The sequence below is a fragment of the Exiguobacterium sp. s40 genome, assembly GCF_018617905.1.
GTDB lineage: Bacteria > Bacillota > Bacilli > Exiguobacteriales > Exiguobacteriaceae > Exiguobacterium > Exiguobacterium mexicanum_A.
Map to the genome: position 1 here is coordinate 1 of NZ_JACSLC010000005.1, position 12,566 is coordinate 12,566.

Annotated in this window: 14 protein-coding genes; 11 read left to right on the forward strand and 3 right to left on the reverse strand. The window is 54.2% G+C overall.

The window, feature by feature from the left end; genetic code table 11:
* Positions 1 to 145 precede the first annotated feature (145 nt).
* Entirely contained in the window at positions 146 to 313 is a 168-nt protein-coding gene (gene ytzI / locus KNP02_RS05860; protein ID WP_131436521.1) for a YtzI protein, read from the reverse strand.
* Positions 314 to 474: 161 nt separating this feature from the next.
* Between ytzI and KNP02_RS05865 the strand changes: the two genes are divergently transcribed.
* Positions 475 to 1,587, forward strand: a complete 1,113-nt coding sequence (locus tag KNP02_RS05865; protein ID WP_214707543.1) for a PP2C family protein-serine/threonine phosphatase — start codon at positions 475 to 477, stop codon at positions 1,585 to 1,587.
* Positions 1,588 to 1,628: 41 nt separating this feature from the next.
* Here the strand turns inward: KNP02_RS05865 and KNP02_RS05870 are convergent, their stop codons facing one another.
* Positions 1,629 to 2,564 (reverse strand): magnesium transporter CorA family protein, encoded by a 936-nt coding sequence (locus KNP02_RS05870; RefSeq protein ID WP_034777898.1) that lies wholly within the window; start codon positions 2,562 to 2,564, stop codon positions 1,629 to 1,631.
* Positions 2,565 to 2,705: 141 nt separating this feature from the next.
* Between KNP02_RS05870 and KNP02_RS05875 the strand changes: the two genes are divergently transcribed.
* A complete protein-coding gene (locus KNP02_RS05875) occupies positions 2,706 to 3,083 on the forward strand; it encodes an Hpt domain-containing protein (protein WP_214707546.1) in 378 nt (125 codons plus the stop codon).
* A gap of 43 nt (positions 3,084 to 3,126) precedes the next feature.
* Here the strand turns inward: KNP02_RS05875 and KNP02_RS05880 are convergent, their stop codons facing one another.
* The gene (locus KNP02_RS05880; RefSeq protein WP_034777893.1) at positions 3,127 to 4,002 is read right to left on the reverse strand and encodes a chemotaxis protein CheV; all 876 of its coding nucleotides are present in this window, start codon (positions 4,000 to 4,002) and stop codon (positions 3,127 to 3,129) included.
* Positions 4,003 to 4,229: 227 nt separating this feature from the next.
* On the opposite strand from KNP02_RS05880, the gene KNP02_RS05885 reads away from it, so the two are divergent.
* The 9 genes from KNP02_RS05885 to KNP02_RS05925 all read left to right on the forward strand — a co-directional run bounded on the left by KNP02_RS05885 (position 4,230) and on the right by KNP02_RS05925 (position 12,544).
* Positions 4,230 to 5,666, forward strand: coding sequence for an NADP-dependent glyceraldehyde-3-phosphate dehydrogenase (locus tag KNP02_RS05885; RefSeq protein ID WP_138860294.1), 1,437 nt, complete (start codon positions 4,230 to 4,232; stop codon positions 5,664 to 5,666).
* Positions 5,667 to 5,767: 101 nt separating this feature from the next.
* On the forward strand, positions 5,768 to 6,745 hold the full coding sequence (locus KNP02_RS05890; protein ID WP_214707548.1) for an MBL fold metallo-hydrolase: 978 nt from the start codon (positions 5,768 to 5,770) through the stop codon (positions 6,743 to 6,745).
* Positions 6,742 to 7,488 carry an SDR family NAD(P)-dependent oxidoreductase gene (locus tag KNP02_RS05895; protein WP_214707550.1) on the forward strand — a complete coding sequence of 249 codons (747 nt, stop codon included), beginning with the start codon at positions 6,742 to 6,744 and terminating at the stop codon, positions 7,486 to 7,488. The genes KNP02_RS05890 and KNP02_RS05895 overlap by 4 nt, the downstream gene beginning before the upstream one ends.
* 34 nt (positions 7,489 to 7,522) lie before the next feature.
* Entirely contained in the window at positions 7,523 to 8,692 is a 1,170-nt protein-coding gene (locus KNP02_RS05900; protein ID WP_214707552.1) for an ABC transporter substrate-binding protein, read from the forward strand.
* Entirely contained in the window at positions 8,679 to 9,452 is a 774-nt protein-coding gene (locus KNP02_RS05905) for an ABC transporter permease family protein (RefSeq protein WP_214707555.1), read from the forward strand. Before KNP02_RS05900 ends, KNP02_RS05905 begins: the two co-directional genes overlap by 14 nt.
* Positions 9,449 to 10,150: an ABC transporter permease gene (locus KNP02_RS05910; protein WP_214707557.1), complete on the forward strand. Its 702-nt coding sequence runs from the start codon at positions 9,449 to 9,451 to the stop codon at positions 10,148 to 10,150. The genes KNP02_RS05905 and KNP02_RS05910 overlap by 4 nt, the downstream gene beginning before the upstream one ends.
* Positions 10,147 to 11,034 carry an ABC transporter ATP-binding protein gene (locus tag KNP02_RS05915; RefSeq protein ID WP_214707558.1) on the forward strand — a complete coding sequence of 296 codons (888 nt, stop codon included), beginning with the start codon at positions 10,147 to 10,149 and terminating at the stop codon, positions 11,032 to 11,034. Before KNP02_RS05910 ends, KNP02_RS05915 begins: the two co-directional genes overlap by 4 nt.
* Positions 11,034 to 11,615 (forward strand): CDP-alcohol phosphatidyltransferase family protein, encoded by a 582-nt coding sequence (locus KNP02_RS05920; protein ID WP_138859314.1) that lies wholly within the window; start codon positions 11,034 to 11,036, stop codon positions 11,613 to 11,615. Before KNP02_RS05915 ends, KNP02_RS05920 begins: the two co-directional genes overlap by 1 nt.
* Positions 11,612 to 12,544 carry an NAD(P)/FAD-dependent oxidoreductase gene (locus tag KNP02_RS05925; RefSeq protein ID WP_214707560.1) on the forward strand — a complete coding sequence of 311 codons (933 nt, stop codon included), beginning with the start codon at positions 11,612 to 11,614 and terminating at the stop codon, positions 12,542 to 12,544. Before KNP02_RS05920 ends, KNP02_RS05925 begins: the two co-directional genes overlap by 4 nt.
* The last annotated feature ends 22 nt before the right edge of the window (positions 12,545 to 12,566 follow it).

Genomic DNA, 12,566 nt, shown 5'->3' on the forward strand with positions numbered 1-12,566 from the left:
GAATAGGTTCATTATAGCGATTCGTGCGCACACGAAAAACCCCGAGTGAGGCACTTTTTTCAAGTGTCCATCATTCGGGGTTCAGTTCACAAGTCGCTCCCGGGGGCCTCTTTGTTATAAATCTACTGAGTTATGTCCCAGCCTCTTATTTTTTCTGCTGCTCATCTTCGGTGATGCGGCGGTTAATCTCCTCGTAATCGAGCACGATGTCGTCTTTGTTGTCTTTGTAGGCGTATCCTTTTTGAATGACGACGATCGAGGCAATCAAGACGAGCAAGATAATCAAACCGCTCACTGCAAAAATCCATCCCATGGGCCATTCCTCGCTTTCGTACTTCTAGTATGCCAAAAACGAAAGAGATTCTCCATCTTTCGGGTACTTCGAACTGTCACAGCATTGAAATACCTAATGAGGCGATTAGATATGATACAATAATATGCAGAAGAACACTGACAGAGAAAGTAGGGATGACTATGGCGATTTTGATTGTGGACGACGAACCGGTCAATACGATGGTTCTCGAACAATTATTGCATCAACATGATTATGAGACGATTTCGGTCTCAAGTGGTGAAGATGCGCTCGCGCTCCTGACGGATCCGCAAGCCCCGTCGCTATACGACCTTGTCCTGCTTGATGTCGAGATGCCAGGGATTTCTGGGATTGAGACATGCAAACGGATTCGACAGATGACCGGTTACGAGGAATTGCCCGTGATCATGGTCTCGGGCCGCACCGAAGAAAAGCAGATTGCGGAAGGACTTGACGCTGAGGCGTCCGATTATACGACGAAACCGATTAAAATCACGGAACTGCTCGCACGAATCCGTTCGGCACTTCGCTATAAAGCAGCCGTGGATGAACGGAAGAAATATGAGGCACTTCTTCAATATGACCTCGATCTCGCGCAAAAGATTCAACAGAGTGCCTTGACCCCACCGATCAGTAACGATGAGATTGACGTCCGGGCCTTGTATTTGCCGTCTAAAAAACTGGCCGGTGACATGTATGCCTGGTTCCAGGTCGCACCTGATCGCTACGGCGTCATCATCTTTGATGTGATGGGGCATGGCGTGTCGTCGGCGTTGATTACGATGGGCATTCGTTCGATTTTACCGGGCCTCGTCGGCAACGTCCAATATCCGGTCGATGTGATGAGCGAGTTGAACCGCCAGATGACGTTCTTGTTCTCGGGAGAGGACATGCAGAGCTACTTCACGGCCGTATACTGCTATATCGATACGACGAAGCGTCAAATCGAGTACGTCAACGCCGGACATCCGCCGGTCATCGTGACGTCTGATACAGGCGTCACGCGCCTCGAGACGACCGGAGTGCCGGTCGGTATGTTCGAGGAGCCGAACTATGAGTCAAACGTGATTGACATCGAGCCGGGTATGACGATGCATATGTATACGGATGGGCTGATGGAATGTTACAGCAAAGATATCGATGACGGCATCCGTTGGCTCGAGAAGGACATCGCGTCCTACGGGCTCGACTACGCGCGCCATGTCGCCGAACAGCTCGTTCCTAAAATCGAGATCGACGATGACCTCTGTCTCGTCACGGTCAAATTGATGTAAATAAGAGGGTGTCACCGTAGCCGGCGACACCCTCCTTTTCTTTAGAAATAACGCTTACGCCACAAAATATAAAAGGCGAGGCTTGAGAAGCCGACCATCATCGCGAGTGCGAACACGAAACCGATCGATTGGCCTTCCCATGGGACTTGAACGTTCATCCCGAATATCCCAGAGATCATCGTCGGGATGCTCAGCACGATTGTGATCGAGGCCAAGAACTTCATGACGAAGTTGACGTTGTTCGAGATGATCGAACCGAAGGCGTCCATTTTAATGCTGATGATGTCGTTATAGATCGACGCCATCTCCATCGCCTGGCGGTGCTCGACGAACACGTCTTCGAGCAATTCCTCGTCTTCCTCGTGCTTCTCGAGGCTCGGTGTCTTGACGATGCGGTCGAGGACGCTGTCGTTCGCTTTAAGTGAGGTCATAAAATAGACGAGCGACTTCTGTAAGTTCATCAATTGAAAGATTTCCTGATTTCGCATCGAACGTTGCAACTCTTGCTCGAGCTCGTCCATGCGCCGGTCGATTTGGCGAAGGAAACGCAAGTACGTCATGCTGACTCGATGCAAAATCTGGAAGACGAACCGGCTCCGATAGTTCGTTCGGAACAGCCGGGCTTTTCCGTTGGCGAACAGGTTGAGCACGTCGAGGTCTCGTGAGCAGACGGTGATGAAATGGCGGCCGGTGACGATGATACCGAGTGGAATCGTGTTGTAGGCGCGTCCCGTATCATCTTCTTCCACGTACGGTACGTCGATGATCATGAGGAGCCCCTCATCATCTTTTTCAAATCGTGGTTTTTCTTCAATATCAAGCGGGTCGTAGACGAAGTCTTCAGGAATGCCGGAGGCGGCGATGACTTGATCAGCCTCATCTTTCGTCGGATTGACGAGTTGGATCCAGCTTCCTTTATCAAAGTCGTCGATTTCGTCGACACGCCCAGATGCGTCGGTACGGTAAATCGTTAGCATAATGTTCCTCCTACCTTAGCTCAACCTAATTATAGGTAGGCGATTGAGAGAGTGCAATCGGAAAAGGAGGAGTTTTTTTGTTTTTTCTCGAAAACATGCTACAGTGGGAAAGAATGGCAGTAGGAATGAGTCAAAGGAGGGATGAAGTTGTCACAAACGCCCCAAAATGCTCTGTTTAACGAAGAAAAGTTGGCGGAGCTCCATCAAATCGCTAGCGGAAATAAAGAATTCTTGAAAAAGATTGCCGATACGTACGTGCGTCAATTCGAGGCGAAGTTCCCTGAATTGAAACAGATGGTGCATGAACGAAATCACGAACAAATCGAACAACTTGCCCACTTGTTGAAAGGGGCCTCTTATTCTGTCGGGCTCGACGAGACGGCCGCTCGATTCCATCAGCTTGAAATGGCTGGGGAGACGAACGAGACGTCGAACCTCGAACCGATTCTCGATGAGATTGAAGCCGATATGCATCGCTTCGATCAAGAATGGGACGCCCACTTGAACGAGTTGCCATAGGAAAAACGGGATTCCGCCGCGAGGCGAAATCCCGTTTTTCAAATCAAGCTAAAAATTCGTCGAGTGTGGCGATCAGCATGCCAATCTCTGGTTTTGTGATCTGGGCGTTCGCCCCGACCGCGTCGCCTTTATGCTTCAAATCATCCGAGATGAGTGAAGAGAAGATGACGATCGGCAGGTCGGCGAATTGGTCCATCTCACGGAGTCGTTTCGTCAAATGCAAGCCGTCCATTTGCGGCATCTCGATGTCGGTGATGAGAAGGTCGCAATGAACGTCGCTCTGTTCGAACGCATCGAGCGCTTCCTTTCCATTGTTGAAGATCGTCGTGTTGAAGTAGCCGGCATCGTCGAGCGTGTCGATGATGAGCGTCCGTAACATCTCTGAATCTTCCGCGATCCACACTTGTTTGTTCGACCGTTCCCGGGCACCGAGCCGTTTGACCGATTCGCGGGCCATGATATCCTTTCGTGACAATTCGAGCGCAATCCGCTCGTAATCGAGAAGGATAATCATCTGGTCTCCCGTTTTGACGACCCCGTTCGTGATGCCTTGCATGCCGCGCGCGAGATCGGACGGCGTGTCGATCTGTTCCCATGAGATTCGTTTAATTTCGGTCACTTGGTCGACGCGGAGCACCGACTTTTCTCCGTTGAACTCACAGACGATCAAGCGGTCGTTCTCTCCAACGTCACGCGGGTGACCGATGACCATTGGTAAATCGATGACGGTCATGACCTCGCCGCGAAGCTCGATGAGCCCCATGATCGCTTCCGGGGTACCCGGTAGCGGGGTGAGGGGAAGCATCGTGATGATTTCACGTACTTTCATGACGTTGATCCCGAAAATGAACGGGCCAGATTGGAAAATGACGATTTCTAATTCGTTCGTGCCTGCCTCAAGTAAAATATTATGATCCATGCTCACTGGTGGTCCCTCCTAGTTCACGTACTCTCTTCCTTTCTATCGGTCGATTTGATGAACATCTACAGTTGAAAGTGTCAAAGTCGAGGCGGAATTGACAAAAAATTGACGAGTAACCGTTTACATTACATAAACTGAATCTTTATAGTTGTTCTACCGATTTGATTTTGCATACAATGGGGGTGGCAACGAGATATCAAAGCTTACTCAGGAGGCAGATAGAGATTATGAGTATGAACACGTATCCATATTTAATTAATGGACAATGGCAGGAATCAACAACGAACGAAACAATCGAACTCGTTTCACCTTATACAGAAGAAGTCGTCGGACATGTCCAGGCGATGTCTCGTGATGAAGTCGATGAGGCAATTCACGGCGCGAAAAGCGCACAACAGGAATGGGCGGCGCTTCCTGTCAACAAGCGTGCCGAACTGTTGTACGCTTGGGCGGACAAACTCGAAGAGCGCGTAGATGAGATCGGTCAAATCATCATGCGCGAAGTCGGGAAAAACTTGAGCGATGCGAAGAAAGAAGTCGTCCGGACAGCAGAAATCATTCGCTATACGGCGGAAGAAGGACTTCGCTTCACAGGCGGATTCATGCAAGGCGACTCATTCCCGGGCGGTTCGAAGAACAAGATGGCGATCATCAAGAAAGAAGCACTCGGTGTCGTCCTCGCGATCTCGCCGTTCAACTATCCGGTCAACTTGGCAGCAGCCAAAATCGCACCGGCTCTTATCACTGGTAACGCGGTCGTGTTTAAACCAGCGACACAAGGCGCTATCAGCGGCGTGAAAATGGTCGAGGCGCTTCAAGATGCAGGTCTTCCGAGCGGTCTATTGAACCTCGTCACAGGACGCGGGTCGGTCATCGGTGACTACTTGACGTCACACCCTGGCATCGACATGATCACGTTCACAGGTGGTACCGGGACAGGTCAACACTTGTCACAACAAGCATCGATGGTACCTGTCGTGCTCGAACTCGGCGGGAAAGATCCGGCCCTCGTCCTCGAAGATGCGGACCTCACCCTGGCGGCCGATCAAATCATCAGCGGGGCGTTCTCGTATTCAGGACAACGCTGTACGGCGATCAAGCGCGTGTTCGTGCTCGAACATCAAGCAGACGAACTCGTCGGTATGTTGAAAGAACGTGTCGAGAAGCTCACGGTCGGCTCACCGGTCGATAACAGCTTTATCGTCCCACTCATCGACAAGAAGTCGGCAGATTACGTCCAAGGTTTGATTGACGACGCCGTCAACAAACAAGCGACGGTCGTCCACGGAAACGAGCGCGACGGCAACCTCCTTCATCCGACGCTCCTCGACCACGTCACGCGTGAGATGCGCGTCGCTTGGGAAGAGCCGTTCGGACCGGTGTTGCCGGTCATCCGCGTCAAGTCGCTCGACGAGATGATTGAACTCACGAACGAATCAGAGTTCGGTCTCCAAGCGAGCGTGTTCACACAAAACGTGAACAACGCCTTCACGGTCGCCGACAAGCTCGAAGTCGGTACAGTCCAAGTGAACGGTCGCACAGAACGCGGCCCTGACCACTTCCCGTTCATCGGCGTGAAGCAATCAGGCCTCGGGGTCCAAGGGATTGGACGCAGCCTCGAGACGATGACACGCGATAAAGTTACCGTCATCAACTTATAAGTGATTGGAGAGGAGAAATCCTCTCCTTTTTTTGTGTGATTGAAATCCGTTCTGATCGACAGGTATAATGAGTGAAGATAGGTGGAAGGGGTTGTGGGGACGTGGCGAACTGGATTTCAAGCCAACTGGCAAGACTCGATATACCGACGCCGTTCGAGGTCGGCAACGTGAACGTCTATGTCGTCGAACATATGAACCGTTTCTTCATGGTCGATTGTGGACCAGACACGGAAGAGGCGTGGACTTCATTGACGACACAATTGGCCGAGCTCGAACTGAATCTCGCGGATATTGATTTTTTATTTTTGACGCACCATCATGCCGACCATGCGGGGCAGGCCTGGCGTTTGCGTGACGCCTCGATCCCTGTATATGGACACGAGAAGCTCGTTCGCTATTTGGAACAGACACCGAACTTCATCAAACGGGGCAATCAGTTCTTACACGACCTGGCGCACTGGTTTGGTACACCAGAGTCGATTGTGAACAAACTGCCTGATTATCGGGAAGCGTTGCGTTGGATCGGTCCGACGACCGTCACGATGACGTTCGAGGACGGTCAGGATGTGACGAGTGACGGGGCATGGAAGACGATCCATCTGCCTGGTCATGCGAGTGACCAGCTCGGTCTGCTTGGTCCAGGCGGTGTCTTGATCGCGGGTGATCATTTGATCGATACGGTCGAACCGAACCCGCTCATTGAACAACCGTACGAGGAGGAAGGGTTTGCCTCACCGGTCGTCCTGTATCTCGATTCGCTCCGAAAACTTCAAGACGTCGATTTGAAGCTCGTCGTGAGCGGGCACGGGGAACCGATTCAAAAACCGCGACCGTTGATCGAGACGCGCATCGCCCAGCGTTATGAACGGAGTGAGTTGCTGCTCGCCGATTGGGTCGACGGGTTGAGCGTGTTCGATTGGTCGATGCGCCTCTATGGCCGCAAGATGCGTCGGGCGATGCCGCTCGTCTTCAGTGAGGTGTTCGCGCGCTTGACATTGCTCGAGGAACGTGGCCGCGTCGTCAAACGGTTGACGGACGGGAAATGGATCTATATGAGAGCGGAGGAATTTGTGGAATGAGACATATTGTCATCACGGGTGCGTCGAGCGGCTTTGGGGCCGCGCTGGCGCATTCTTTTTATGAGTCGGGTGCCCGATTGACGTTGATTGCACGAAGTGAGGACCGTTTGCGTGAACTCGGCACGAAACTATCGGCCGATTGGCTCGTCGCCGACGTCTGTACCGAATACGAGACGCTCGTGGCAAACGTCGAACGAACATACGGGCCGATCGACGTCTGGGTGAACAATGCCGGTATCGGTGAGTTCGACCGGGTCGTCGATCAATCGACCGACGTCATCGAGGAGACGATGCGCTTGAACGCGATCGCCCCGATGATGCTCGCACGTGACTGTGCCCGGTCGATGCGCCGCGGCAGCACGATCATCAACGTCTGCTCGCAAGCGGCGAAAGTACCGACGCCGAAGTCGGCCGTCTATGCCGGTTCAAAGGCGGCGTTACTTCAGTTCTCGAACGCGCTTCGGTTGGAACTGAAGCCGGAAGGGATTCATGTGTTGACGGTCAATCCGGGTCCGATCGCGACACCGTTTTTTCTCCGGGCCGACAAGAGCGGACGTTACGAGGCGAGCGTGAAATCGATTATGCTCAATCCCGATCATCTCGCGAAACGTGTCGTCGCGGCGTGTGAGGCGTCGAAACGTGAAGTGAACGCCCCGTGGTGGATGGAACTTGGCGCGAAACTGTACGCAATGTGCCCGGTCATGTTCGAACGGCTCGCAAAACGGGGATTTGACAGAAAGTAAATGCGCCAACATAGAGAAAAAAGGGGGAGACACGATGCGCCGATTGAAACAATTTGGCTTGATGCTGTCACTCATCTTCCTCGCTGCCTGCGGGACGACGCGCGCCGAGATCGCACCGACGTTCGAACAGGCAGCCGAGAAAGCGAAACAGTCGACGGTCAATTTTTATATGTGGGGAGGCGATGACGGCATCAATCGCTACATCGATGAGTATGTCGCGCCCCGCCTGAAACAGACGTATGACGTGGAGTTGAACCGCGTCCCGATGGACACGGCCGAGTTCGTGCGCCAATTGTCGCTCGACAAGCGGGCAAATCGAGAAGAAGGGACGATCGACCTCATGTGGATCAACGGAGACAATTTCCGTAACGCCGCCGAGGCGGAGTTGCTCCAAGGCGACCTGCTCGACAAAATCCCGAACGCCGCGCTGTTGAACGAAGAAGCCCAGGCAACTGATGCGGGCACCCCGACCGACGGGCTCGAGGTCGCCTGGGGGAACGTGCAGTTCGTCATGCACTATGATGCGGACAAAGTGAAAAATCCGCCGACGACGTTCGACGAATTACATCGTTGGACCGAAGAAAATCCGGGCCGTTTCACGTATCCTGAAGTGACAGACTTCACGGGCAACGCGTTCGTCCGCCATCTGCTCTACGCCGAGTATGGGACTGCGGCCGGTGACGGAGAGATTCCAGACGCGTTCTGGGAGAAGCTTGCGACGTGGTCGCCGACCCTTTGGAAACAAGGGTCAACATATCCGAAGTCACTCGCCCAACTCGACCAGTTGTACGCCGCAGGTGACGTCTGGATGACGATGGGCTTCAATGAGCGCCGGGCCGAGGCGGAACGCAACGACGGCGTGTTCCCGAAGGGGACACGGGCACTCGTGCTCGAGCATTCAATCGCCTCGACGCATTTTCTCTCCGTTCCGTTTAACGCCAAAAATCCGAACGGTGCGCTCGTCGTCATCAATGAGTTACTGTCACCAGAAGCCCAGCTCGCCAAACAAGACGCGACGTATTGGGGGGACGGGACATCGCTCGATTTGACGAAACTCGATGCGGCCGACCGTGACGCCTTCTTGAAGCTCGATGACGGTGTCACCTATCCTGATCCGGAACGTCTCGCCGAACGATCGATTCCCGATTATGGGCCGGCCGTGATTGATGCGATTCGTGAGGAGTGGGATCGTGTCGCGAAGTAGTCTATGGCTTAGTTTAATCGTTTTGGCATTGCCATTCACCGGCGTCGCCTTCCTGCTCTATGAGACCGTCGGATTTGACTGGTCTGAGTTGAACGAGGCGGCGTGGCGTGCGAGCCTGACGGTGACGTTGTACGTGACGCTCACATCGACGTTCCTCTCACTCGTGATTGGGACGTGGCTTGCCCGGACGATCTATATGAGGCGTTCGATGTGGCTGGCATCACTCCTCAAATGGCCGATGTTCGTGCCGCACGTCGCGGCCGCGTATTTATTTTATGTCTTGTTCTCGAGTGGCTTCCCGTTCTATGGGGTGGTGGAGGCGAACGAACGTCACCACCTCGTCGTCATTTTGACGTACGTTTGGAAAGAGGTGCCGTTCGTGTTTTTGATGGTAATCGGGACGTATGCCCAACTGAATCGGGGTTACGTCGACATGGCGAAGACGCTTCAACTGACGCCGTTCGAACAATTTAAAGTGGCCGAATGGCCGTTCCTCGTCAAACCGCTCCTCGACTCGTTTTGGGTGCTCGTCGCGTTCATTTCGTTCGCTTATGAAGTGCCGGCCTTATTGGGGGTCACATTCCCCGAACTGCTCGGGGTGCTCGCGTATGAACGGTTGACGACCGGGCTGTTTTTAAATGCATTCGAGTCGTATGCGGTCGCGCTCGCTTGGACATTTTTCATCTTCAGCGGCGTCATCGCATCCTACGCTTTGACGGCTAAGCGGAGACGCCGAATCGAACGGGGGGTGAGACGATGAGTCGACTTTTCGTCGCTTGTTTCGTCGTCTTTCCATTCGTCGGGTTGTTTTTGACGTTCCCGACGTCGCTCACGTGGGACGAGGCGATTTTGAACACGGTCGTCTACGTGGTCGCCGTGGCGCTCATCAACGTTTGGCTCGGCATCGGGACGGCCTGGTGGCTCTTGTTCACCGAGTCGAAATGGAAGGCGTGGGTCGAATGGCTCACGTTTCTGCCATTGTTTATCCCCGTCTTGGCGAGCATGTTCGGCATGTATATCGCCCTCGCCCAAGTCGGACTCATCGGGACGTACACGGGGGTCGGGCTCGTCCTACTCGTCACGACGTTGCCGTATTCGATTCGATTGGCATACAACGCCATGTACGTGATCGGGAGACCGCTCCTCGAACAGTCACTGACGCTCGCGCCGCTCACCCGGATCGGGTTCGTCCTATTCCCGCTCATGAAAGAGTCGGTCCGGACGATCGTCTTGTTCTCGACCGTCATCGTGTTGAGTCAATTCGTGCTCGTCCAATTGATCGGGGCCGGACTCGTCCCGACGGTCACAACGCGACTGTATCAGGCCTACGCAGGCAATGACGTCTCATTGGCGTTACAAAATACATGGGTGCTCGTCTCGTTGCCGGTCTTATTTTATATCGGGCTCGGTGCGATGTTTGGCATCTGGATTAGATTGGTGAAGGGGCGTTTGCAATGAGCTTGGTATTGTCAGGAATACAAAAACGTTTTAAAGACCGCAATGTGTTGTGCGGCATCGATCTCACTATCCCGAACGGAGAAATCCATGCCCTCGTGGGTGTGAGCGGTTCCGGGAAGTCGACACTGCTCCGCATCGTCGCCGGACTTGAGACGCTTGATGCCGGGTCGGTGACGTGGGAGGAGATACCGCTCGATGGGGTACCGCCTCACTTGCGCCGGATTACGATGTTGTCCCAATCCCCGCTCTTGTTCCCGCATCTGACAGTCGGCGAGAACGTGACGCTCGCCACGCCGAACCGGTCACGGGAAGAAGCGGAAGCGTGGCTCACCCGAGTCAAGCTTCCCGGCCGATACGACGCTGAAATTCATGAATTGTCTGGAGGGGAACAGCAACGCGCGAGCTTCGCCCGGGCGCTCGCGGCCGCGCCTCGCCTCATTCTGCTCGATGAGCCGTTCACGAACCTCGACCCCGGTCTCAAATCCGAGTTGCAACGACTGATTCGTGACCTCGTCCGTGAACTCGAGTTGACGGCGCTCCTTGTGACCCACGACCGGGAAGAAGCGATGCTCGTCGCCGACCGGGTGACATTGCTCGAGACGGGCCGGGTTCTGGTGACCGGTACGCCGGGACGTTTATCCGAGACGGAGTCGACGTTCGGTGACTTTGTCGAAGTGAGCGGTACGCTGCTTCCGTCGACCGATATCGACGTGTCGACAGAGCCGACGTCCGATTCGATCGTGCTCGTCCGGACGTTCATTCGCTTCGGGCATCATTTCGGCGAGTATCGACGCCCGACCGGGGAATATGTCATCTTACCGCGGAGCAAATCGTTCAAAGTCGGCGAGACGTATTATTTGCGACAGAAACAAGGAGGAATTTGATGTTAGACACATACGGTAGCCGCTTCGTCCGTCCCGTCATCGAGCGCGGGGCCGATCGGCTTTTGAAATGGAACTTTACCCCGAACGAAGTGACGATCCTCGGAGGCATCATCGGTGTCTCGGTCGGTCTGTTCATTTATAACGATATGTTGTGGACGGCCGTGTTGCTGTTATGGGTGTCGGGTCTCTTCGACGTCCTCGATGGGACGATGGCCCGGCGCTCCCAAAAGACGGGGTTCGGCACGGTGCTCGACCTCGTCTTCGACCGCATCGTCGAGATTGCCGTCGTCATCGCGCTCGCGCTACGACATCCTGAACATATGCCGATCTTCCTGCTCTTGCTCGGGTCGTTCGTCGTGGCGATGACGTTATTCCTCGCCGTCGGGGCGAGCAGCTCACGCCGTTCAGAGAAATCATTTTATTATCAGCCTGGTATTTTGGAGCGGACGGAATGTTTCATCTTGTTCACGCTCATGATTCTTTTCCCGACATGGATCGGCGTCATCGCGACGATTTTCCTCGTGCTTGAAGTGTTCACGATCCTCCAACGTTTGTTTGAAGCAAGGCGGATTCTAAGATGAAGCCGCGCCTTGTCTTGGTCGGGCTCGGTCATGGGCAGCTCGAGATTCTAGAACACCTCGATGCGCTTAACGAAAACTACGAAGTGTCGTATATCGGTGGACGAGAGGCGATTTATACGGGTGCGTTTCCTCAAGTGATCGCTGGCGAGATGGAATCGGCGACGACGCGGTTGCGTCGTGACGTCTCTCCCGTCGCCGAGCGCCTGATCGGTCTCGATCCGGATGCGCGCCTCGTCGAAACCGATCGCGGCCACGTCGCATATGACATCCTCGTGCTCGCGACCGGTGCGAAGAGTCGTGGGATCGGGAACCGGTTAAAACCGATGACGACAAACATGCTGGACGAGATTTTACAGAGTGACGCGATCACGATCGTCGGCGGGGGCAAAGCCGGAGTCGAACTCGCCTTCGCTTGCATCAGACAGAAGCAACGCGTGACGCTCTATGCTCGTGACATCTTACCCGAACTTCCCCGTCATGTCGGGCGACAGATGGCGCGGCGTCTCGTCCGCAGCGGCGTGATGCTCATTCTGACGTCGTTCCAACTAGGGACTCAGACAGAGGGACTCGTCTTAGACGCGACCGGTGTCGTTCCTGATGAGTTTTGGTCTGAGGCCGGACTTGCGGACGATGGGGCGTTCATCGACACGGAAGACGATTTGCGACACCCGGTCTACCGCGAGATTTATATCACCGGGGATATGGCGGCCCGATTGAACGGTGGTGTCGATGCCGTCCGTTCGGGTCGGCATGTCGCCCGTCAACTGCTCGGTACGCCACGCCGGTTCAAATCGCGGACGTCGCTCAATATTTTGTTGACGACCCCAGGACGGGCACTCTTGACGTTCGGGAAGCTGACATGGCACGGTCGTCTGCCGTTTTGGCTAAAGCGGCGCATCGACCGGCGTTATATCGAGCGCTTCAAGTGAACAAAAAAAGACGACCACGACG